The sequence below is a fragment of the Achromobacter sp. 2789STDY5608621 genome (assembly GCF_001299375.1).
GTDB classification, from domain to species: Bacteria; Pseudomonadota; Gammaproteobacteria; order Burkholderiales; family Burkholderiaceae_B; genus Achromobacter; species Achromobacter insuavis.
Genome location: NZ_CYTU01000013.1, coordinates 20787 through 40807, shown reverse-complemented (window position 1 = coordinate 40807; position 20021 = coordinate 20787). Strand labels below are relative to the sequence as shown.

Here is a 20021-nt window from a genome sequence, read left to right as displayed (position 1 = left end):
AACAAACAATCAAGCGACAAACAAACAAGCAAGCAGCAATAAGCAACAAACAAGCAGCAAGCAAACCAGGCCCGCCGACAGCGGGCCTTATTTATGAGAGGGTACGTGTGCCCGGCCACCGCCGGAAGGCGGATGAATCGCCGGATACGCGTCCCTCGCGTTCTTTGCAGTTCCCCGAGACAGGCTCGCCACAGGCGGGCCTTTTTCATTTGCGCGCCCCGCGTTCTCTTCGAGAGCGCGGGGCGTTTTGCTTGGCGCCGCCCGCAAGGCGGGGCCCAGCGGCCTGCCGCCTCGCCGTTCCTTCCATGACCGGGCCTTTCTCCCGCCCGCGGTGACCTGGAATGGCTTGAGGCGGCAGCCCGGTGGGCGACAGCCGGAATCCGCCGCAACCCGGCCGCACGCATTACGCAACGCGGCACCGCGCCGATGGCGCAGCAAAGTCGGCGTTCCGCCTCCAGGCCTCTGGATTCCCCCAAACCCGCCCTCGGGCATCTCAACACGACAAAGGAGCGACGCATGGCGAATAGTTCGGCCACCGGCGGCTACCTGGCGCCGATCGCCATTTCTCCGCCCCTGGAGGATGCCGAGCTCGAGGCGCTGTTGCATGGGTTCATTGCCGGCGTGTCCGGCCTGCCCGCAGACATGGTTCGCACACACTGGCCCGCGGCCGGCGTGGAACCGCCCGCGCAAACCGATACCTGGTGCCTGATGGACATCCGGTCGCAAACCGCGGACGCCGGTCCGGTCGTTGCCCACGACCCGACCGGGGAAGGATCTGATTCATACGTTCGGCACGAAGACATCGAGGTGCTTTGCTCGATGTACGGACCGCGCGCGCTGCGCCATGCGGCGTTGCTGCGCGATGGCGCCGCCGTGCCGCAGAACCGCGAGCCCTTGCTGACGCAAGGCATGGCGGTCGGCGGCGCGGGGCCGATCCTGGCCAGGCATGAACTGGTGAATCAGCAGTGGATACGGCAGTTCGACATGACCCTGCACTTCACGCGGCGGGTCACGCGCAGCTATCCGGTCCTGAATCTCCTGTCGGCGCAAGTCACGACGCATGCCGCGTCGCTGTCCCCGACGGACAACATCAACCACCTTGAAGATTAAGGGATTTACCATGGCTAATGGATTGCCGGTATCACGCCTGATCAACGTCACGATCAACATGTCGCCGCTCGCGGCGCAAGGCGCGAGCCTGAACACCGCGCTGCTGCTGGGCTCGTCCGCGGTCATCGACACCGGCGAGCGCATGCGCTCCTATGGCGGCATCGACGCCGTCGCCGCCGACTTCGGCACCAGCGCGCCCGAGTACCGCGCGGCCCTGCTGTACTTCCAGCAGACGCCCCAGCCCTCGCAGCTGTACATCGGCCGCTGGGCCAAGGGCGCGACCTCGGCCACGCTGCGCGGCGCCGTGCTGTCGGCCGCCGAGAAGCAGATGTCGGCCTGGACCGCGGTGACCGCGGGCGCCTTCACGCTGACCGTCGACGGCACCGCCAAGACGGTCAATGGCCTGGACTTCTCCGGCGCCACCAACCTGAACGGCGTCGCCACGATCATCTCGACGGCCCTGGCCTCGGCATCGGTGCTGTGGAACGGCTCGCAGTTCGTCGTGACCTCGAACACCTCGGGCGCCACGTCGACGCTGGGCTACGCCTCGGCCGCCGGCGCCGGCACCGACATCTCGTCGATGCTGGGCCTGACCGCGGCCAAGGCCTCGGCGCCCGTGGCCGGCGTCGTCGCCGAGTCCCCGGTGGACGCCGTGTCGCTGTTCCTGGACCGCTTCGCCAACAAGTTCCTGGGCCTGGCCTTCGCCGACGCCGACATCACCAGCGCGCAGCACCTGGCCGTGGCCGCCCTGATCGAGGCCGACCAGCGCCACCTGTATGGCGTGTCGACCCAGGCGCCGCAGGTGCTGGACCCGACCAACCACGACGACATCGCCAGCCAGTTGAAGGCGCTGAAGTACAAGTACTCGATCGTGCAGTTCTCCAGCGCCAATCCGTACGCGGTGGCCTCGCTGCTGGGCCGCATGCTGACGGTGAACTTCAACGCCAACAACACCACCATCACGCTGATGTACAAGCAGGAGCCCGGCATCGTCGCCGAGACCCTGAGCAGCAGCCAGGCCGACACGCTGGCGGCCAAGAACTGCAACGTGTTCGTCAATTACGACAACGACACGGCCATCATCCAGTACGGCGTGACGCCCAGCGGCATCTTCATCGACTCGGTCTACAACGCAATCTGGTTCCGCAACCGCGTCCAGACCGACGTCTACAACCTGCTGTACACCAGCCCGACCAAGGTGCCGCAGACCGACGCCGGCAACCAGCTGATCGCCTCGGTGATCGAGGCTGCGTGCGAGGCCGCCGTCAACAACGGCTACCTGGCCCCGGGCGTGTGGAACTCGGCCGGCTTCGGCGCTCTCAAGCAGGGCGACACGCTGGCCAAGGGCTACTACGTCTACGCGCCGGCGATCGCCACCCAGTCGCAGGCCGACCGCGAAGCGCGCAAGGCCGTCCCGTTCCAGGTCGCCGCCAAGGAAGCCGGCGCCATCCACACCGTCGACGTTCTGGTCACGGTCAACCGCTAAACAGGAGTAGCAGATGTCTACCTATTCGTTCGCTGATATCAGCGCCAGTCTCGTGGGCCCGGGCGGGGTGATTTCGCTGGGTTCCGGCTCGGGCGTGGCCGATGAAGGCATCGCCATCGCCGCCAAGGCCGAGAAAAGCGCCATGACGGTGGGCGCCGACGGCGAAGTCATGCACACGCTGCGCGCCGACAAGAGCGGCACCGTCACGCTGAGCTACCTGAAGACCTCGCCGGTCAACGCGCAGCTGCAGGCCCTGTACGACGCCCAGTCGCTGGACAGCCGCCTGTGGGGCAAGAACCTGATCACCATCACCAACCCGGCCACGGGCGACGTGACGGCGTGCCGTTCCTGCGCCTTCAGCAAGAAGCCCGATCTGACCTACAAGAAGGACGGCGACGTGGTGAAGTGGACGTTCGACGCCGCGAAGATCGACACGATCCTGGGAATCTACTAAGCCATGTCACAGGAACTTGATCTGAACGGCCACCGGTACTCCATCGGGAAACTGAGCGCCAAGCAACAGTTCCACGTGTCGCGCCGCATCGCTCCGATCGTTCCTACGCTGATCCCCGTGTTCGTCCGCCTCGCGGCGGGCGGGCGCGGGATCACCGAGGATCCGGGCGGCATGGCCGATGTCCTGCAACCGCTGGCCGACGGCCTGGCGGCGATGAAGGACGAGGACGCCGACTATGTGCTGGACACCTGCATGCAGGCGGTCCAACGCAAGCAGGAACATGGCTGGACCGCCATCTGGTCGGCCAGCCAGCGCGTGCCGATGTTCCAGGACATCGACCTGTCGGTGATGCTGCCGCTGGCGGTGCGCGTCATCGTGGCAAGCCTCGGGCCTTTTATTCAAGGGCTGCTTACCAGCCAGACCGGCAGCCCCGAGGCGACACAGGCTGGCTGAAGAGCCTGCCCGGTGGCGAGGACTGGTTGCTGGCGCCGGTCCTCGAGGGGCTCTGCCAATACGAGTCCCTCAAGGACGGCACCCTGGACCTGGCCGACATCGCGCTCCTGAACGACGCGCTGTCGGTCCGGGCAGACAACAAGGCGGAAGCGTACCGCCGCCACATGGCAGAAAAAAATGGCTAATACAACCGTGCCCATCAGCCTGTCGGGGTTGATGGGCCCATTCAAACTCGACAAGGACGACCTGAAGGACCTCAAGCAGGCGATCGGCGACTCGCGCAAGCAGAGCCTGGCCGACGCGCTGGCGGTGTTCGCGGGCCGCGCGAAGAGCGTCGTCGACTTCGCCGAGAACAAGATCGCCCAGTTCGAGCAAGGCTATTTCGCCGCCAAGCTGGGCGGCACCTCGGGCCGGGACATGCGGGCGTTGGAGACAGTCGCGCAGGGCTTCGGCGTTTCCGTCGAAGCGATGCGCAGCAGTACCCAGGCGCTGCACCGCAACGTGCGCGACGATCCCAAGATCGCCGCGCTGCTGGAACAGCTGCACATCTCGTCGAGTGATGGCGCGGGCGCCCAGCGCAACAGCGCCGACCTGATGCTGGAGCTGAGCGACGCGCTCAAGCGCATGGATCCGGCGCAGGCCCGGGCGACGGGCGAGAGCCTGGGGCTGGACCCGGGCGTCATGGAGGCCCTGCGCGATCCCGAGTTCGGGCAGCGCCTGTCGGCGCAGCGCGATACCCAGGAAAACAGCACCGTCGAGGCGGCCGGTGAACGCGCGCACCAGCTGATGGGCACCATCCGTGAATTGAGCGGCTCCGTCAACGCGATGTTCGCGCAGGCGCTCCTGACGATGGGCCCGAAACTGCAGGAGACGCTCGACGGCATTTCGGCCTGGTTCAAGGAGAACGGCCAGACGGCCGGCAAGCGGCTGGGCGAGGTCGGCAATTTCGTGTTGTCGATCATGTCGTTGCTGGGACCGGTGATCAGCATGATCACCTGGCTCGACGGGCTGACCGGGGGCTTGAGTTCGCAGCTCCTGGTGCTGGTCGGCGGCTTCCTGATGCTGGGCGGCGGCGGCGTGGTGGGGGCCTTGATGGGCCTGGTCTCGCGACTGGGCGGCATGCGCTCGATCATCAGCGGACTGGGTACTCGGCTGGCCGCGCTGCCTGGCCAAATCAGCGGTTTCGTGAGCCGGGCCTGGACCGCGACCAGCAATTTCGTGGGCGGCGTGTTCGGCAGAATGACCTCGATGGGGCGGACGGCCGTCACCCAGATGAGCAACATGGCCGGCGCGGTCTGGTCCTGGATGGGCAATATGGCCGCGCGCGGTGGTGCGCTGGTGGTCGACAGCGTCAAGGCGGCCGGCGCCACCGCGTTGCAATGGGGGCAGTCCCTGTGGGCCTCCGCCAGCTCGTGGATCGGCCGCATCGTCGACGGCGCCAAGAACCTGGCCCGCGGCGTGGCGATATCGCCGGTGGCGGTGGGGGTGGGACTGGGCCTGTATCCCAGCACGCTTGGGGACGGCACGCTGAAGTCGCTGCAAGGCGACGGGCGTTTCGGCCTCGGGCAAGCGGAGCCGGGCTTCAACGGGGCCGGCGGCAGTTGGCAACCGCCTCCCATGGACGGCGCCCGGATCGAGCCGTGGCGGGACTACCACTCCGGCTTCGCGCTTGGCGAAGCGGGGGGCGCCGCGCTGGCGCCGCCGGCCGCCGCCGCGCCGGTGTCGGTCAATGCCACCACCACCATCTACGTCAACGGGTCGGCCGATCCCGGCGCGACCGGAGCGGCCGTGGCCAATCAACAGAGCCGGGTCAACGCCGACCTGACGCGCAACCTGCAGGGGTCCTATGACTGACACGAATTTCACGGGCACCGACATGGTGGGCCTGCTGTCGAAGAAGATCGGCGACATCGTGGTGCAGGCGACCATCACCGAGTCGCACGACGATACGCTGAAGATCACCAGCCATCCGGTGGAGTCGGGCCCCTATGGCCGCTCGGCGATCAGCGACCATGCCTTCAAGCTGCCGCTGTCGCTGACCATGAAGTGCGCCTGGAGCAACGCCTCGTACGAGGCGTTGCGCGGCGCCCGGGCCAGGGACGTGGCCAATGGCAAGGCGGCCGCCGACGATTACGCCACCGCGATCTATTCGCAGCTGCTCAGTCTGCAGGAGTCGCGCGAGCCGGTGGATGTGATCACCAGCCGGCGCCGCTACAGCAGCATGCTGATCGAGAAGATCGCGGTCGAGAACAGCCGGGAGACCTCCGGCGCCGTGTTCGCGACCGTGACGCTGCGCGAAGTGATCGTGGCGCAGACCCGCAGCACGTCGCTGCCGCCCTACGCGCACCAGAAAGAGAAGGAAAAGACCGCGGACAAGCAGAACCTGGGCGTGAAAGCGTCCCGGCCCGCGGCCGCGCCCAACGGCGGCTCGCTGCATTGGAACTAGGAGATCCGCATGAACTACTTCGAGATACCTCTGTCGCCGATCCCGCAGGTGTTCGCCATCTCGCTGGGCGGTGACGATTACCGGCTGACGTTGCAGTATCGCGACGGCTGGATACTGGACGTGGCCGATGACCTCGGCCAGCCGCTGGTGTCCGGCATTCCGCTGGTGACGGGCCTGAACCTGCTGGGACAGTACCGGCACCTGGGCTTCGCCGGCGGCCTGCGCGTGACGGGGGCGGAGTCGCCCGACGACGCGCCGACGGCCACCGACCTGGGCCGTGGCGCCAAGCTCTATTGGGTGGCGGACTGACATGGCTGAGACGACCACAATGGAGCCGATCGCCGTATACGGCGATCCGGTCGATGACGATGAGGGCGTGCGCCAGTGGGGCCGGAAGGTCTCGCTGATCGTCGGCGACGAGGAAGCGCTGGATCTGTCGGCGCTGAGCTTCAGCTTCGGCATCAAGCGCAACGACGCCAAGTCGCCCAACACCGCCACCATCAAGGTGATGAACGCCAGCCGCGAAACGGCCAGCCTGGTGCAGCGCGAATTCACCCGCGTGGTGCTGCAGGCAGGCTATGAAGGCAACTATGGCGTGATCTTCCATGGCAACGTGGTGCGCGCCAAATGGGGCGGTTCGGGTGACACCGAGACCGTGCTGGAAATCACCGCGGCCGACGGCGACAAGGCCTACAACTTCGCGGTGGTCAATGCCACCGTGCCCAAGGGCAGCTCCCGCGCCGACAAGGTGAAACTGCTGTGCTCGGCCATGAATCCCTACGGCGTACGCCAGGGTTACGTGCCCGACCTGGGCGGCAAGAAGTCGATCCGCGGGGCGGTCATGTCCGGCATGGTGCGCGACTATCTGCAGGATGTCTGCGGCAGCGCGAACACGCTGTGGAGCATCCAGGACGGCAAGGTGGTGGTGGTCCCAGAAACCGCCTATGTGCCGGGCTCGGTGCCCGTGCTGTCGCACGACAGCGGCCTGGTGGGCATGCCGGAGCAGACCGAGAAGGGCATCAAGCTGCGGATGCTGCTCAATCCCAGCATCCGCGTGGGAGGGCTGGTCAACCTGGACAACAGCCGGATCGCCGAGTATGGCTTCCAGGCCCGTTCCGAGGGCAAGGACGCGAACGAGATCGATCGCACCGAGCAGCGCCGCATCAGCGGCGATGGCTACTACTACGTGATGGAAGTCGAGCACCGAGGCAACACACGCGACGACGAGTGGTACACGGAGGTCCTTTGCCTGGCCACCGACGCCACCCTGTTTCCCGGCGACCTGGGCCGGGCCGGCGCCGAGGGCGACGCGGCCAAGCCTGCCGCCGTCGTCAAGTAGCGCGGTCCGGCCCTATCTCTGCAGGAAGATTCATGAACCGACTTGAGACTTTGAACGATCCGCAAGCCGCGATCGGCGCGGCGCTGCATGGCGCGCTGGCGCAGACCTGGACCGCCATGCCGGCGATCATCGGCGCCTTCGATCCGGTGGCGATGACGTGCACGGCGCAGCCCGCCATCCGGGCGCGGGTCAAGACGCCCGAGGGCCGGCAGCACAGCCTGGAATTGCCCTTGCTGGTGGATTGCCCGGTGTATTTCCCCTCGGGCGGCAACTGCACGTTGACCTTTCCGGTCAAGGCGGGCGATGAGTGCCTGGTGGTGTTTGCCTCGCGCTGCATCGACGCCTGGTGGCAATCGGGCAAGGTGCAGGACCAGACCGAGATGCGCATGCATGACCTGTCCGACGGCTTCGTCTACGTGGGCGTGCGCTCGCAGCCTCGCGTGCTGCCCGCGGTCAGCACCAGCGCGACCCAGCTGCGCAGCGACGATGGCTCGACTTTCCTGGAACTGGATCCGGCAGCCGGCAAGGTGAAGATCGTGGCGCCGGGCGGCTTCGACGTGGTTGCGCCGGTGTCCGAGTTTTCCGGACAGGTGCTGGTGAACGGCCTGCTCAGCTATCTGGCGGGGCTGGTGGGCAGCGGCGGCCAGGGCAATACCGCCCAGATCACCGGCGTGCTGAATGTGATCGGCCAGATCCTGGCCAACGGCAAGCGGGTCGACGATACCCATACCCATACCGCGCAGGGCGCCAATGCGGTGACCACGCCACCCAACTGAGGATTCCTATGCGTTACCGAAAACTGGACGCCGATGGCGACTATTCGTTCGGCTCGGCGCGGGCCGATTTCCACCGCGATACGGCGCAGGCCGTGGCCCAGGCCGTCAAGACCCGGCTGATGCTGGCGCGCGGAGAGTGGTTCCTGGACGTGACCGAAGGCACGCCCTGGAACGGCGAAGTGCTGGGCAAGCAGCCCCGCGCCAGCTACGACTGGGCCATCCGCCAGCGCATCCTGGGCACGGCAGGCGTAACCGACCTGGCCGAGTATTCGAGCCGGCTCGACCCGCAAACCCGCGGCTTGAGCGTGACGGCATCCATTTCAACCCTTTATGGCACGGCCACTGTGCAGGCGGCATTATGACGATTCTTTCCACAGCCCCGGTCATCGACGCCGCGGGCATCCGTGCGCCGAGCTATGGCGAGGTGCTGCAGTATTTCAAGGAGCAGTACCGCGGCATCTACGGCGCCGATACCTACCTGGAGGCGGACAGCCAGGACGGTCAGTTGCTGGCCGTTTTTGCCCTGGCCATCCATGAAGCCAACTCGGCGGCGATCAGCGTCTACAACGCGTTCTCGCCGGCCACCGCCGCCAACGCGGCGCTGTCGAGCAACGTCAAGATCAACGGCCTGGCGCGCGGCGCCGCGACGCGTTCGTCGGTGGACCTGCGCATCGTGGGGCAGGGCGGCGTCACCATCGTCGATGGCGTGGCGATGGATGCCAACCGCGGCCGCTGGCAACTGCCGGCCAGCGTGACGATTCCGCCTGGCGGCGAGATCACCGTCACCGCCCAGAGCCAGGCGCTGGGCGCCGTGACCGCGGCGGCCGGCAGCATCAACCAGATCGGCACGCCGACGCTGGGCTGGCAGTCCGTGGTCAACCCGGCGGCGGCAACGCCAGGCGCGCCGGTCGAGAGCGATGCCGCGTTGCGGGTGCGCCAGGCCGTCTCGGTGGCCCTGCCGTCGCGCAGCGTGCTGGAGGGCACCATTGGGGCCGTCGCGTCGGTGCCTGGCGTGTTGCGCCACGCCGCCTTCGAGAACGACGGCGCGGTGGCGGACGCCCACGGCCTGCCGCCGCACAGCATCGCGCTGGTGGTCGATGGCGGCGACGCGGCGCTGATCGCGCAGGCCATTGCCGCCAAGAAGACGCCGGGGACCGGCACGCACGGGACCACCACGGTGGTCGTGACGGACATCTACGGCATCGCGCATCGCATCCGGTTCTTCCGGCCCACGATCGTGCCGGTGGCGGTCGACGTGCAGCTGCGGGCCTTGCCGGGCTACACCACGGCCATCGGCGTGGCGGTGCAGCGGGCGGTCGCGGACTACATCAATGGTGTCGCGATCGGCGGCGGCGCCAGCGCGTCGGTGGAGTGGGCCGACGCCATTTCGGCGGCCAATGGCGTGGCCGGCAATGGCACGTTCAAGATTTCCGGGCTGACGCTGCGCGGTCCCGCCGGCAACGGCGCGCCTGACGTGTCGCTGGCCTTCAACGAGGCCGCCGCCGCGACGCCGGACGACATCAAACTCACGGTGACCTGATATGGCCAATACCGACGATTATCTCGGGCGGCTGTCGGCCTATTACCGCTCCAAGCCCAAGTTCAATGCCACCGTCACCGCGCTGTGCGGGGCGGCGGCCGGACTGCGAGAGCTGTACGGCGCCATGCCGGCGGCCTTCGATCTGGATCTGGCCGTCGGCGTCCAGCTGGACGCCGTGGGGCGCTGGGTAGGGCTGGACCGGAAGGTCCGGACGCCCATTTCGAATATCTACTTCTCGCACGACGTCGACGGCCTGGGTTTCGACCAGGGCGTGTGGCAGGGGCCATTCGATCCGGACAGCGGCCTGACCGAGCTGGACGACGAGACCTATCGGCTGTTGTTGCGCGCCAAGATCGGGGCCAACCACTGGGACGGCACGCTGGAGGCATCGGCGGCGATCCTGGACCGCATTTTCGGTGGCGGCACGCATGTGTTCATCCAGGACAACGGCGACATGTCGGTGGATATCGGCGTCGCCGGTACGCCGCCGTCCGCGCTGTTCCTGGCGCTACTTACCGGCGGGTACATCCCGCTCAAGCCGGAAGGCGTGCGCGTCAGTTACTACGTCATCCCCTCGGCTGAGGGGCCTTTGTTCGGTTTTGACGTTCAAAACCAATACATCTCCGGGTTCGACGGCGGACTCTGGGGCTCGCTTTTTGCCGGTTGAATAAGGACATTTCGTGGCTATCAATCAAATTCTTCCCTTCGGCACCGTTTCCGGCGCCAACGTGCTCGCTCCCGCCGACTACCAGGCGCTGGCCGCCAGGCTGGGCGGCTTCTCGGCCGGCACGGCCAAATCGAAGGAACTCAACACCGTCTGGCGCCAGGCCTCGTTCGTGGCCGCCATGATCGGCCAGTACATCGCCGACAAGGCCGGCCAGGACGTGCTGGACAACGGCGACCTGGCGGCGCTGCAGGCCAAGTTCGTGGCCGCGCTGGCGGCGTCGCCGGCGCTGACCGGGACGCCGACCGCGCCCACGCCGGCGGCGGGCGACAAAAGTACCCGGCTGGCCACCACCGCGTTCGTCGCGGGCAACTTCCCCAGGATCTACTCGATTACCGCGTTGCCGACGCAGGATGTCGGGCCGATCATCGTCTCGGAATGCGCGGAAGTGTGGACCTGGGTGTCGGGGCAGTATTTCACCGGCTACCGCTCGCCGTTGTGCGGCCGTCCCCTGGACGGCCATACCTCGCTGCCGCTGGCCAGCGAAGTCGATGCCATCGGCGGCCTGCTGTCGAAGACCGACTACGCCGCCCTGTGGGGGTATGCGCAGGAGCAGGGGCTGGTGAAAAACGAGGCCGTGTGGTCGGCGAATCGCGGCAGTCATTGGTTTTCGGACTATTCGGCGACGCAATTCCGGGTGCCCGATCTGCGCGATATGTTCCGGCGTTTTACGGGAACTGACGCTGACACTGCAAATGCGAGAGTTATTGGTACGCGACAATCAGGTAGCGCCATCGCAGTGAACGGCGGTCCAACCGGACTGTCGTCGATTGCTGACTACTCGACCACCGGTGCCGCCTTCTGGGGGCTTGAACCCACGACGGTGGTGTCCGGCATGAAGATCAGCAGCGCACCGGGCACCGCTGGTGTTCCCACCTCCGGTAACGTGGCCCGGGTTCGGCCGATGAACACGGCCTATTACCCGCGGATTCATGCTTGAAATCAGGCATGAATCTGGGGCAGAAAAGCGACGTTCGATGGGCGTGTTTCCTTGGCGATACGGGGTGCTCCTTGCCCCGCTTCTCGAAGACTGCCCGAGGCATAGTTGATCGATATCCCGGATGCGGGGTTGGTGGATAGGGATACGGACAAAGAGCCACTGCCGGAGGTTGTGCCGGTGAAGGGATCCCAAAGCTCATGACCATGCCCTTGCAAGGCGTCTGCCTGGCGAGAGGCATGCGCCCGCGCATTAACAGTGAAAAGGGCATCAGGTATGGACGCGCGGGTGGTAAGCGGTGTTGACAGGGCGAGTCTCCGCACCACCGGCGCCATCGGTCGTCATCCCAGAGCCGTCGAGCAAGGCCCAGGCTTGTGTGCCTGTGACCGCCTCAACACGGTTCGGGCTGATGCGATTGGAGATGCCATGACTGTGTTGCTGATACGCCGCCCCCTGCCGGCTACCCATCACCCGCGCATTTGCAGTGCAAATTTCATTCAAAAGGACAAGCAATATGCAAAAAGACGTATTCCAGACCGACAACGACGGTCTGTATCTCTATCAATCTGTCGCCAACGAGTTGGCGCTCACGCCCGGCACGTTCAATATCCCTTACGGCGCGTACGAAGATGCGCCGCCCGCGCCGTCCGTCGGTAAATGGGCCCTGCGTCAGGGAGAAATCTGGACCATGGTCGACGACCATCGCACCACGCCGCTCTGGGTGGTGGCCACGGGACTGCCGTATTCGATCGGCGCCGAGCATGACGGCGCCGACGGCAAGGTCAGCTATCCGGGCTGGGGCACGTTGCCGGCCTGGTTGACGTTGGTGGAGCCGCCGCCGGTCGAGCAGACCGCGACGACGTAGGCGTCAGGCGGCCAGGGGCAGCGCCTCCAGGCCGGCCTCGCGCTCGCGCCGCATTTCCTCAAGCTGGCGGCGGCCCAGCGGGCTGCGCGCCAGCTTCTGGGCCAATTCGCGTCCATGCGGGTGGTAGTAGCGCAGCAGCATGCGCGTGTCGACGTTGCCGTTGACCTTGGCCAATTCGTGGATCTGGAACACGGTGGCGAGCTGCGAGGTGCCTTCGTGGCGCAGGTCATGGAATCGCAAGTCGCGGAAATAGGCCGCGTTGGGCCGCCGGCCGTAGCGCCGGCACATCTGCTCGTACCCCAGTCTCGCGCGGCGACGCGCGCGGATGAAGGCGCGGGTGACCGAGCCGGGCTGCATGGTGAAGATGCGGCCTCGCATTGGTTTGCCGGTGACCCAGCGACGCAGCGCCTCGCGGGCGCGAGGCGTCAGCGGCACGTCGCGGGCGCGGCCGTTCTTGGTGTGGGGCAAATGCACCACGCCATGCATGAGATCCAGGTGTTCGCGCTGGATGCCAACCACTTCAGACCGGCGCATGCCGGTTTCCTTCGCCACCGTCAGGATGGTCGGCAATTCCGTCGAGCGGGTGGCGCGGATGATCCATTCAAGCTCCTTGCTTGGACAGTCGTCATCCGACACGCCGCGCAAGGTGATGCGGTCAAACAGCCGGCGGTCGCGCGCGTCGTCGACCGCCGGCCGCCGCACCAGCTGGACGGGATTGGCCAATTGGTCGAAGCCCCAATCCTTGCGAATCACCGTGTAGACGTGCGACAGGAATGCCATGCGTCGCACCACGGTGGCCGGCGCCCGGTCCTTGAGCCATTCGTCGCGCAATTCCGTCAGGTCGGAACTGCGGATGCGATCGACCGGGCGGATGGCCAGGCGCGTGGCGCGCCAGATGCGGGCAATCGACTGTTCCGAGGCATGGCCCTTCTTGGTGGCGGAAACCTCGACCAGGTAGCGGGAGAGCGCTTCGGCGAGGGTCGGGGCGGCTTTGCGGCGGGGCTGGCGGCGGGTCCAGGGTTTCATGGCGATTCAGACTGGGAGATAAGACCAATAGACAACGCAATAGTAACGATGGATACAGGCGGCGCCTGGAACCAACGGACGACAGTGTCGCCCGGATTTCATTTTTCTCATCCGGCGCGCCCCTGCGGCGCCCGTGATGCTCACGGGAGGCAGCAATGCGCACCGTCGACAGGAGCGGTGTAACCATGGAACCGGCATCTACGGGATTGGGCGGTTGGGCCGCCCTGAAAATTGCGCTGGCTTTCGGCATGCCGGCCGCGATGGCGGCGTTGATCGGCATGTTGCTGATGCCGCCGCGCACGCCGCGCGAATTCGTCGCGCGCACCGCCTGCACGGTGGTCAGCTCATTTCTGTTCGGGCCTTTGCTGGCGATCGGCATGATCGCCTGGATGCCCGACCTGATGTCCTCGGCCTACTGGATGGCGCAACGCACCGGCCTGGGCGAGGACGGGCTGCTGGCCATGTTCTATGTGCTCGGCCCGTGCATGTTGCTGGCGGGGCTGCCGGCCTGGTGGGTGCTGGGCGCCTATCTGCGCCTGACCGCCAAGCTGCAGAACCAGGACCTGGTGGATTGGGCGGTCGAGATCCGCCGCAAGACGCTGGGCATGGAAACCCAGACAGACAAGGAGGGCAGGCATGACGCTTGACCAGATCATGGACGACGCGCTGCGGCCGGCGATGGCGCTGTTGCCCGCTCGCATGAACACGCCCGCGGCGGATTGCATGCTGCTGGCCATTGGCCTGCAGGAAAGCCGCTTCGTGCACCGGCGCCAGATCGGCGGGCCCGCCCGCGGTTTCTGGCAATTCGAGAAGGGCACCCGCGCCAGCCGCGGCGGCGTGTGGGGCGTGTTCCTGCACGCGGCCAGCAGGGATCACCTGGCCACGCTGTGCAAGGCGCGCAGCGTGGCGGGCGATCCGGATGCGATCTATGCGGCGCTGGAGTACGACGACGTGCTGGCCGCCGGCGTCGCGCGGCTGCTGCTCTGGACCGATCCGAAGGCGCTGCCGCCGGTCGGCGACACGCAGGCGGCCTGGGCGCTGTATCTGCGCACCTGGCGGCCGGGCAAGCCCAAGCCGGACAGCTGGGGCGGCCTTTACCAGCAGGCCGTGACGGCCATCCGGACGCGGACCGACAGGAGCATGGCGCATGTTGCAACAGTGGATTAAGCGGGGCCTCGGCTTGATGGCGGCAGTGCTGGCGGCCCTGGCCGCCGTCGCCGGGGTGTATTGGCGGGGGCGGGCCATGGGCCGGGCGCAGGAACGCTCGGACAGTGAGGCCCGCCTCCAGGCGCGGGCGGGACAGGCCCGCAAGGAGGCCAGGGATGTGCAGGAAAAAGTGGCTCGCAGCGATGACGATGCCGTGGCTGATCGGCTCAAGTCTGACTGGGTGCGGATCGCTCCCCCCGCGGACCGGGATTGAATATTGTGACCATGCCCGGCCGGTATATTTCAATTCCGCCGCCGAGGTCGACGCGACGCCGGCGGCAATACGCCGGCAGGTGCTCGAGCATAATGAAATGATTTCCCGGCTTTGTTTTTGAGGTAAATTGGGGACGCGATTTTTTCCACCGTCGGCGCGCCTATTTGCCGGCGCCGTCGGGTCGATGGATGGTTTGCTGCGGTCTGGTTCTGCAATAATTTCTGGTTTTCCGTCCCTTCGGGCCGCCGGCCCGGATGACTGTTCCAGGAGAGGCGCGATGGGTCAGAGGGTGCAGTGTCGGCAAGCGTTTTGCCCCGTGCAAATGCGCGGCAGGGAAAAATAATATGGCAGACGGCGAAAGCCTGGTCGCCGCGCGGGTCCGCCCGAAGCTCCGGTATTCGATGCGAACCGGATTGCTGGTGCTGGTGTTCGCCTGTATTACACCGGCGCTGGTGGTGTCTTCGATCGCCGTTTACGAAAGCTACCTGATCCAGAAAGAGCGGATATTCCGCGATACGATTTTCCTGGCCCGCAATCTGACCGCCATTCTCGACCGGGAAATGACCGGCGTCGAAGCCGGTTTGCAGATGCTGGCGTCGTCCCCGGACCTGGTGGGCGGCGACCTGGCGGGGTTCCACCAGCGCGCCCGCGAAGCCATCAAATTCCAGATCGTCGACAGCTATGTGCTGACCGACAAGGAAGGCCACCAGGTGGTCAATACCATGGTGCCCTACGGCACGCCCCTGCCGCCTTCCGGGGTGTCGCAGGAGCTGGCCCGGGTGTTCCGCGCGCGCGAGCCGGTCCTGAGCAGCCTGTTCACCGGTGCGCTCAGCGGCGTGCCGACCATCGCGCTGGGAGTGCCGGTGGTGCGCGGCGACGAAGTCATCTACAGCCTCAACGTCGGCCTGTCGCCCGACCGCATCGGCAACGTGCTGGGACGGCGCGGGCTGCCGGACGGCTGGGTGGCGGCGGTGCTGGACAAGAACGGCACCATCATCGCCCGTACGCGCGACACCGAGAAATTCGTTGGCCAGAAGGCCGTGCCGACGCTGGCGCGGGCGGTGCAGCTGGAGAACGAGGGCTCGCTGGAATCGACCACCAAGGAAGGCACGCCGGTCTACACCGCGTTCAGCCGTTCCGGCCTGACCGGCTGGACGGTGGCGGCGGGCGCGCCGATGACGCTGGTGACGACCGACCTGTACCGCTCCATCGCCTGGCTGGCGCTGGGCACGCTGGCGGCGTTCGGGCTGGGGCTGTGGCTGGCCTTGCGGCTGGCCAACCGCCTGACGTCGGCGGTGCAGGGGCTGGTCGGCCCGGCGCTGGCGCTGGGCGAAGGCCGCACCGTCGAACTGCCCGGCACGCGCGTCAAGGAGGCCGAGGAGGTCGGCACGGCGCTGCTGCAGGCTTCACGCATGCTGGCGCACGCGCAGCATCTGGCGCATTACGATCCCCTGACCGGGTTGTGCAACCGGGTGCTGTTCGGCGAGCTGGTGTTGCGCGAGCTGGCGGTGGCGCAGCGCAGCGGCGAGACCTTCGCCATCCTGGCGATCGACCTGGACGGTTTCAAGGCGGTCAACGACCTGCATGGGCATGCCGCCGGCGATACCGTTCTGAAGGAAGCCGCCGATCGCATGGCCCACGCCATCCGTGTCTCGGACGTGGCGGCGCGGCTGGGGGGCGACGAGTTCGCCGTGCTGCTGCTTGGCGCCAACCAGGAAAACGCGCAGGCGGTGGCCGAGTCCCTGGTCGAGAGCCTCTCGTTGCCGTACCCCAAGATCCGCGTCGCGGTCTCGGCCAGCGTCGGCATTGCCGTCTATCCGCAGTCGGGCGTCACCATGCTGCAGTTGCTGGAGCGTGCCGACGTCGCCCTGTACCGGGCCAAGGGCCTGGGCAAGCGGCGGGTGGCGTCCGACGAGCGTTGAGGCGGCCGCGACGGGCGCATCAGGCGTCGTGGCGGGGCGCGGCGGCGGGCGGCAGGGCGGTCAGCACCTCGCCCGATTTCAGGCGGTAGCGCCGTTCGCCCAGCGCGATCACGCGCTCCCCTTCCGTGGTCCTGAGAATGTAGCCGGTCGTGATGGGCGTCCCCGCGCGCCGGTCGGCGTGCGAGAACACTTCGATCCGGTAGAGCCGGCCGGATGCCGTGGTGGCGAGCACGTCGCTCAGCCTGCGTACAGAGATGGTCATGCGGCGAGATCTCCTTCTTGTTGATCTTCGGTCGGTCGCGCCGCGCCGGCCTGCAATTCCCGTGCCGGCCCTGCCGCGGCGGTTTCCCTGTTTTCGCTACACTGCGTCGTTCTGGCGCGCGCCCCGGCGCGGCGCCCTGGATGGACATCGGGAAATCGGAAAAAAGTAATGCAATCTGCTCCCAGCCGGAACACGGCGACTTTCATGGGATTGATGGCCGTGGTGCTGTGGGGCACCGTCGTCGGCCTGATTCGCAGCGTCAGCGAGAGCTTCGGGCCGATCGGCGGCGCGGCCCTGATCTATACGGTCGGTTCGGGTTTCCTCGTCCTGTTGCTCGGATGGCCCCGCGTGCGTTCATTCCCGCGCGCCTACCTGGTTTCCGGCAGCCTGCTGTTCGTGGCCTATGAAATCTGCCTGTCGCTGTCGCTGGGATTCGCCGCCAATCGCGGCCAGGCGATCGAGCTGGGCATCGTCAACTACCTGTGGCCGTGCTTCACCGTCATCCTGGCGATCCTGATCAACGGCCAGCGCGCCAGCGCCTGGGTCGTGCCCGGCATCGCGCTGTCGCTGTGCGGCATCGTCTGGGTGGTCGGCGGCGACGGCGGCGTTTCCTGGGCGCGCGTGGCGGCCAATGTCTCCAGCAATCCCCTCAGTTACGGCCTGGCGTTCAGCGGCGCCGTCATCTGGGCCGTCTATTGCAACGTCACGAAACGCTATGCCGATGGCAAGAACGGCGTGGCCCTGTTCTTCATGCTGACCGCGGCCGTGCTCTGGATCAAATACGGGTTCAGCGCCGAGCCGGCGCTGCCGTTCGCCTGGCCCGCCGTGCTCGAACTGTGCGTGACGGGCGGCGCCATGGCCGCGGGCTACGCGCTCTGGAACGTGGGCATTCTCAACGGCAATCTGACCTTGCTGGCCACGGCGTCCTACTTCACGCCAGTGTTGTCGACTTTTTTTGCGGCCGTATGGCTGTCCACGCGCTTGACCATGACATTCTGGCAAGGCGTGGCGATGGTCACCGCCGGTTCGCTGATCTGCTGGGCGGCGACGCGCGGCAGGCCGGCCCGGGGCGGGTAGCCCCTGGGTGGCCTTCAGGCGCATCGGATGACGGGGATCCGGGAGGACCCGTCAGCTCAATCCAGGGCGATGGTCTGCGCCACGGCGTAGCCGAGCGGAATGAGCAACAGGGATGCGAACAGGGAACTGACGATGGCCGCCGATATCTTCAGCCAGGGCTCGGGCCCCGCGCTTTGTATCGTTTGAACCACCAACGCGACGATACCCACAACCATCAAACAGCTGATTACCACTGCTACGTAAGTCATGATGTCTCCGTCCTCGCCTGATTAAAGGGATGCGGCGCCGCTACTGCGGTCTGTCACTTCGTCGCTACGTTTAGTCTGATTGTGCGCCTGTATGGCAGGGTGTGGCGCTAGGGTTTTCCTGGCTCTGGCGGGCGCTGTGGCGTTTTCGCCGCGCACCTTGCAGCATGAAATCGGTGTGCGGCGCAGCATTTTTCGAGGCCCGCCGCGCCCGCGCTTTGCGCTACGATGGCGGCGTCCACCCACTCTCCAGATCGCGAAATGCCGCAACGACTCCGCCCGGGCACGCGCGCCACACTGCAGGTCAGGCAGCTGCTGCCGGGCGAATTCGCCTGGATCATCACCTTGCTGGACCCCGACACCGGCAATGTGCGCAGCACCAATTATTCCGAACGGCGCTATGCCAGCCAGGACGAGGCCTCCGCCGCCGGCAAGGCCGCCGTGGTGGAATTCCTGGGCAACAGCGATCCGAACGGGGTGGAACCCGCCAGGGACGGCAAGCCGTCCAAGTCCTGACCCGCGCCGGCCATGCCCGCAAGCCCTCGTCCGAGGGCTTTTTTGCGTCGGGCCGATGGCGGTCGGCATGCCGGGCACGGCAGTTGCTGGGCAGCGGACCAGCGCGATAGACGCGCCGAGGAGATCCGCCATGTTCCCATCCGACCACCGCCCGCCGGGCGCGCCCGACGACGTGCCGCCCGATGATCCGCCGCTGCCCGGCCATCCGGCCCGGCCCGACGACCCGCGACCCAATCCCAACCATGCGCCCGATGATCCGGGCGAGCCCGACGTCGTCCCGCCGCCGCCCGATCCGCGCGCGCCGGGCACGATCGACCTGGCCTGAGCGCCACCGAATCCCATCCCACACCCAAGGAGGCTTGCATGCGTTCGATCCTGTTATGGCTGCTGGGGGTACCCATTCCCATCATCATCCTGCTGGCGCTGTTCTGGCATTGAGCCAGTCCGGTCCCGCGCCACGGCGCGCAATGTGAACGAGGAATCACCATGGAAAATGCACTCTCGGCCAACCGGCCCTACGACGGCGTGCCGCCGGTGCGGGAATCGGCGGTGTCCGCCGTGTCCTGGGCGGCGGTGTTCGCCGGCGCCGTCATCGCCGCGGCCTTGTCGCTGGCGCTGTTCGCGGGCGGCTCCGGCCTGGGCTTCCTGTCGGTCTCGCCCTGGAGCGGGGAAGGCGTCTCCGCGCCCGCGGCAGGCATCGGCCTGATCGTCTGGATGCTGTTCACGCAGATCGTGGCCTATGGCGTCGGCGGTTATGTCGCCGGCCGGCTGCGCACCAAATGGGCCGACGTGCACGGCGACGAGGTCTATTTCCGCGACACCGCGCACGGCTTTCTGGTGTGGGCGCTGAGCGCGGTCGTGAGCGCCGCGCTGTTGGGCTCGGCGATCGCCACGCTGGCATCGGGCGCGGCCAAGGCCGGCGCTTCCATCGCGGCCGGGGCGGGCGCGGCGGTGACCGCGAGCGCCGCTGCCGGCGCGGGGGCGGCAGCCGGCGGCGCGGACGGCGCTGGCGATTACTTCACGGACGTCCTGTTGCGCAACGAGCGGCCCGATGCCGCCGGTGACCGCGGCGCGGCCCGCGCCGAAGTCGGACGCATCGTGGCGATGAGCTTGGCGCGCGGCGACATGACGCCGGCGGATCGCGACTATGTGGCCCGCGTGATCGCGGCGCAGGCGGGCATCGATGCCGCCGCCGCGCAGCAGCGCGTGAATCAGACGCTGCAGCAGGCCCGTCAGGCCGCCGATGACGCCAAGCGCAAGGCGCGCGAAGCGGCCGACACGGCACGCAAGGCCGCCGCGGCGTTTGCGCTGTGGGGCTTTGCCTCCATGCTGATCGGCGCGTTCGTGGCCAGCCTGTGCGCGACCTGGGGCGGGCGGCGCCGCGACATGGTGGTCAAGCCCTGATCGCCGCACGGAAGGCCGG

Annotated in this window: 26 protein-coding genes; 23 read left to right on the top strand and 3 right to left on the bottom strand. The window is 67.1% G+C overall.

All coding sequences use genetic code 11. The annotated features are described in order from the left end of the window. The first annotated feature begins 426 nt into the window (after positions 1-426). From AOZ53_RS14830 to AOZ53_RS14760, 15 genes are all read left to right on the top strand, one after another. A complete protein-coding gene (locus AOZ53_RS14830; protein ID WP_338128563.1) occupies positions 427-1110 on the top strand; it encodes a phage neck terminator protein in 684 nt (227 codons plus the stop codon). Positions 1111-1120: 10 nt separating this feature from the next. Further along, positions 1121-2596, top strand: a complete 1476-nt coding sequence (locus AOZ53_RS14825) for a DUF3383 domain-containing protein (protein WP_054488329.1) — start codon at positions 1121-1123, stop codon at positions 2594-2596. A 13-nt stretch (positions 2597-2609) separates the two neighbouring features. Further along, on the top strand, positions 2610-3050 hold the full coding sequence (locus AOZ53_RS14820) for a tail tube family protein (protein ID WP_054433292.1): 441 nt from the start codon (positions 2610-2612) through the stop codon (positions 3048-3050). 3 nt (positions 3051-3053) lie between these two features. Then, complete coding sequence (locus AOZ53_RS14815) at positions 3054-3503, top strand: phage tail assembly chaperone (RefSeq protein WP_054433291.1); 450 nt, start codon at positions 3054-3056, stop codon at positions 3501-3503. A gap of 26 nt (positions 3504-3529) precedes the next feature. Beyond that, a complete protein-coding gene (locus AOZ53_RS14810; protein WP_180180126.1) occupies positions 3530-3688 on the top strand; it encodes a DUF6889 family protein in 159 nt (52 codons plus the stop codon). After that, a complete protein-coding gene (locus tag AOZ53_RS14805) occupies positions 3681-5357 on the top strand; it encodes a hypothetical protein (protein ID WP_054488327.1) in 1677 nt (558 codons plus the stop codon). The genes AOZ53_RS14810 and AOZ53_RS14805 overlap by 8 nt, the downstream gene beginning before the upstream one ends. Beyond that, complete coding sequence (locus AOZ53_RS14800) at positions 5350-5949, top strand: phage baseplate protein (protein ID WP_054488325.1); 600 nt, start codon at positions 5350-5352, stop codon at positions 5947-5949. The genes AOZ53_RS14805 and AOZ53_RS14800 overlap by 8 nt, the downstream gene beginning before the upstream one ends. Positions 5950-5958: 9 nt before the next feature. After that, the gene (locus AOZ53_RS14795) at positions 5959-6258 is read left to right on the top strand and encodes a phage baseplate plug family protein (protein ID WP_054433287.1); all 300 of its coding nucleotides are present in this window, start codon (positions 5959-5961) and stop codon (positions 6256-6258) included. Position 6259: 1 nt separating this feature from the next. Continuing rightward, positions 6260-7288 carry a phage protein gene (locus AOZ53_RS14790; protein ID WP_231690617.1) on the top strand — a complete coding sequence of 343 codons (1029 nt, stop codon included), beginning with the start codon at positions 6260-6262 and terminating at the stop codon, positions 7286-7288. Positions 7289-7320: 32 nt separating this feature from the next. Further along, entirely contained in the window at positions 7321-8064 is a 744-nt protein-coding gene (locus tag AOZ53_RS14785; RefSeq protein WP_054433286.1) for a Gp138 family membrane-puncturing spike protein, read from the top strand. An 8-nt stretch (positions 8065-8072) separates the two neighbouring features. Then, complete coding sequence (locus AOZ53_RS14780) at positions 8073-8426, top strand: contractile injection system sheath initiator (RefSeq protein ID WP_054417648.1); 354 nt, start codon at positions 8073-8075, stop codon at positions 8424-8426. Continuing rightward, positions 8423-9604 carry a baseplate J/gp47 family protein gene (locus AOZ53_RS14775; protein WP_054488323.1) on the top strand — a complete coding sequence of 394 codons (1182 nt, stop codon included), beginning with the start codon at positions 8423-8425 and terminating at the stop codon, positions 9602-9604. Before AOZ53_RS14780 ends, AOZ53_RS14775 begins: the two co-directional genes overlap by 4 nt. 1 nt (position 9605) lies before the next feature. After that, positions 9606-10271 (top strand): DUF2612 domain-containing protein, encoded by a 666-nt coding sequence (locus tag AOZ53_RS14770; RefSeq protein WP_054488321.1) that lies wholly within the window; start codon positions 9606-9608, stop codon positions 10269-10271. 13 nt (positions 10272-10284) lie between these two features. Next, complete coding sequence (locus AOZ53_RS14765; protein ID WP_054488319.1) at positions 10285-11268, top strand: hypothetical protein; 984 nt, start codon at positions 10285-10287, stop codon at positions 11266-11268. A 511-nt stretch (positions 11269-11779) separates the two neighbouring features. After that, positions 11780-12130, top strand: coding sequence for a hypothetical protein (locus AOZ53_RS14760; protein ID WP_054433258.1), 351 nt, complete (start codon positions 11780-11782; stop codon positions 12128-12130). Between the two features lie 3 nt (positions 12131-12133). Here AOZ53_RS14760 and AOZ53_RS14755 read toward each other — a convergent pair whose 3' ends face one another. Further along, a complete protein-coding gene (locus AOZ53_RS14755; RefSeq protein WP_054433259.1) occupies positions 12134-13156 on the bottom strand; it encodes a tyrosine-type recombinase/integrase in 1023 nt (340 codons plus the stop codon). Between the two features lie 185 nt (positions 13157-13341). Here AOZ53_RS14755 and AOZ53_RS14750 point away from each other — a divergent pair, with 185 nt between their 5' ends. The 4 genes from AOZ53_RS14750 (at position 13342) to AOZ53_RS14735 (ending at position 16498) form a co-directional block, all read left to right on the top strand. Continuing rightward, positions 13342-13803: a hypothetical protein gene (locus AOZ53_RS14750; protein WP_054433260.1), complete on the top strand. Its 462-nt coding sequence runs from the start codon at positions 13342-13344 to the stop codon at positions 13801-13803. Beyond that, a complete protein-coding gene (locus tag AOZ53_RS14745) occupies positions 13793-14323 on the top strand; it encodes a hypothetical protein (protein WP_054488317.1) in 531 nt (176 codons plus the stop codon). Before AOZ53_RS14750 ends, AOZ53_RS14745 begins: the two co-directional genes overlap by 11 nt. After that, the gene (locus AOZ53_RS14740; RefSeq protein WP_054433262.1) at positions 14304-14576 is read left to right on the top strand and encodes a hypothetical protein; all 273 of its coding nucleotides are present in this window, start codon (positions 14304-14306) and stop codon (positions 14574-14576) included. The genes AOZ53_RS14745 and AOZ53_RS14740 overlap by 20 nt, the downstream gene beginning before the upstream one ends. Positions 14577-14920: 344 nt before the next feature. Further along, positions 14921-16498, top strand: a complete 1578-nt coding sequence (locus tag AOZ53_RS14735; protein ID WP_054433263.1) for a diguanylate cyclase — start codon at positions 14921-14923, stop codon at positions 16496-16498. A gap of 19 nt (positions 16499-16517) precedes the next feature. Here AOZ53_RS14735 and AOZ53_RS14730 read toward each other — a convergent pair whose 3' ends face one another. Next, positions 16518-16760 carry a hypothetical protein gene (locus AOZ53_RS14730; protein WP_054433264.1) on the bottom strand — a complete coding sequence of 81 codons (243 nt, stop codon included), beginning with the start codon at positions 16758-16760 and terminating at the stop codon, positions 16518-16520. Positions 16761-16928: 168 nt separating this feature from the next. On the opposite strand from AOZ53_RS14730, the gene yddG reads away from it, so the two are divergent. Then, on the top strand, positions 16929-17837 hold the full coding sequence (yddG, locus tag AOZ53_RS14725; protein WP_054433265.1) for an aromatic amino acid DMT transporter YddG: 909 nt from the start codon (positions 16929-16931) through the stop codon (positions 17835-17837). 56 nt (positions 17838-17893) lie between these two features. On the opposite strand, the gene AOZ53_RS14720 is transcribed toward yddG, so the two are convergent. Further along, positions 17894-18085 carry a hypothetical protein gene (locus AOZ53_RS14720; RefSeq protein ID WP_054433266.1) on the bottom strand — a complete coding sequence of 64 codons (192 nt, stop codon included), beginning with the start codon at positions 18083-18085 and terminating at the stop codon, positions 17894-17896. Between the two features lie 258 nt (positions 18086-18343). On the opposite strand from AOZ53_RS14720, the gene AOZ53_RS14715 reads away from it, so the two are divergent. The 3 genes from AOZ53_RS14715 to AOZ53_RS34185 all read left to right on the top strand — a co-directional run bounded on the left by AOZ53_RS14715 (position 18344) and on the right by AOZ53_RS34185 (position 20002). Continuing rightward, entirely contained in the window at positions 18344-18598 is a 255-nt protein-coding gene (locus AOZ53_RS14715; RefSeq protein ID WP_054433267.1) for a hypothetical protein, read from the top strand. A gap of 130 nt (positions 18599-18728) precedes the next feature. Beyond that, the gene (locus tag AOZ53_RS14710) at positions 18729-18923 is read left to right on the top strand and encodes a hypothetical protein (protein WP_054433268.1); all 195 of its coding nucleotides are present in this window, start codon (positions 18729-18731) and stop codon (positions 18921-18923) included. A gap of 161 nt (positions 18924-19084) precedes the next feature. Beyond that, a complete protein-coding gene (locus tag AOZ53_RS34185) occupies positions 19085-20002 on the top strand; it encodes a hypothetical protein (protein WP_054433269.1) in 918 nt (305 codons plus the stop codon). Positions 20003-20021: the final 19 nt, after the last annotated feature.

Excerpts from the sequence above, each read along its gene's own strand:
- AOZ53_RS14785 (WP_054433286.1), top strand. The coding sequence starts at position 7,321 with ATGAACCGACTTGAGACTTTGAACGATCCGCAAGCCGCGATCGGCGCG.
- AOZ53_RS14815 (WP_054433291.1), top strand. The coding sequence starts at position 3,054 with ATGTCACAGGAACTTGATCTGAACGGCCACCGGTACTCCATCGGGAAA.
- AOZ53_RS14825 (WP_054488329.1), top strand. The coding sequence starts at position 1,121 with ATGGCTAATGGATTGCCGGTATCACGCCTGATCAACGTCACGATCAAC.
- AOZ53_RS34185 (WP_054433269.1), top strand. The coding sequence starts at position 19,085 with ATGGAAAATGCACTCTCGGCCAACCGGCCCTACGACGGCGTGCCGCCG.
- AOZ53_RS14715 (WP_054433267.1), top strand. The coding sequence starts at position 18,344 with ATGCCGCAACGACTCCGCCCGGGCACGCGCGCCACACTGCAGGTCAGG.
- AOZ53_RS14720 (WP_054433266.1), bottom strand. The coding sequence starts at position 18,085 with ATGACTTACGTAGCAGTGGTAATCAGCTGTTTGATGGTTGTGGGTATC.
- AOZ53_RS14805 (WP_054488327.1), top strand. The coding sequence starts at position 3,681 with ATGGCTAATACAACCGTGCCCATCAGCCTGTCGGGGTTGATGGGCCCA.
- yddG (WP_054433265.1), top strand. The coding sequence starts at position 16,929 with ATGCAATCTGCTCCCAGCCGGAACACGGCGACTTTCATGGGATTGATG.
- AOZ53_RS14780 (WP_054417648.1), top strand. The coding sequence starts at position 8,073 with ATGCGTTACCGAAAACTGGACGCCGATGGCGACTATTCGTTCGGCTCG.
- AOZ53_RS14745 (WP_054488317.1), top strand. The coding sequence starts at position 13,793 with ATGACGCTTGACCAGATCATGGACGACGCGCTGCGGCCGGCGATGGCG.
- AOZ53_RS14790 (WP_231690617.1), top strand. The coding sequence starts at position 6,260 with ATGGCTGAGACGACCACAATGGAGCCGATCGCCGTATACGGCGATCCG.
- AOZ53_RS14710 (WP_054433268.1), top strand. The coding sequence starts at position 18,729 with ATGTTCCCATCCGACCACCGCCCGCCGGGCGCGCCCGACGACGTGCCG.
- AOZ53_RS14740 (WP_054433262.1), top strand. The coding sequence starts at position 14,304 with ATGTTGCAACAGTGGATTAAGCGGGGCCTCGGCTTGATGGCGGCAGTG.
- AOZ53_RS14760 (WP_054433258.1), top strand. The coding sequence starts at position 11,780 with ATGCAAAAAGACGTATTCCAGACCGACAACGACGGTCTGTATCTCTAT.
- AOZ53_RS14820 (WP_054433292.1), top strand. The coding sequence starts at position 2,610 with ATGTCTACCTATTCGTTCGCTGATATCAGCGCCAGTCTCGTGGGCCCG.
- AOZ53_RS14770 (WP_054488321.1), top strand. The coding sequence starts at position 9,606 with ATGGCCAATACCGACGATTATCTCGGGCGGCTGTCGGCCTATTACCGC.
- AOZ53_RS14775 (WP_054488323.1), top strand. The coding sequence starts at position 8,423 with ATGACGATTCTTTCCACAGCCCCGGTCATCGACGCCGCGGGCATCCGT.
- AOZ53_RS14735 (WP_054433263.1), top strand. The coding sequence starts at position 14,921 with ATGGCAGACGGCGAAAGCCTGGTCGCCGCGCGGGTCCGCCCGAAGCTC.
- AOZ53_RS14755 (WP_054433259.1), bottom strand. The coding sequence starts at position 13,156 with ATGAAACCCTGGACCCGCCGCCAGCCCCGCCGCAAAGCCGCCCCGACC.
- AOZ53_RS14750 (WP_054433260.1), top strand. The coding sequence starts at position 13,342 with ATGGAACCGGCATCTACGGGATTGGGCGGTTGGGCCGCCCTGAAAATT.
- AOZ53_RS14730 (WP_054433264.1), bottom strand. The coding sequence starts at position 16,760 with ATGACCATCTCTGTACGCAGGCTGAGCGACGTGCTCGCCACCACGGCA.
- AOZ53_RS14830 (WP_338128563.1), top strand. The coding sequence starts at position 427 with ATGGCGCAGCAAAGTCGGCGTTCCGCCTCCAGGCCTCTGGATTCCCCC.
- AOZ53_RS14795 (WP_054433287.1), top strand. The coding sequence starts at position 5,959 with ATGAACTACTTCGAGATACCTCTGTCGCCGATCCCGCAGGTGTTCGCC.
- AOZ53_RS14800 (WP_054488325.1), top strand. The coding sequence starts at position 5,350 with ATGACTGACACGAATTTCACGGGCACCGACATGGTGGGCCTGCTGTCG.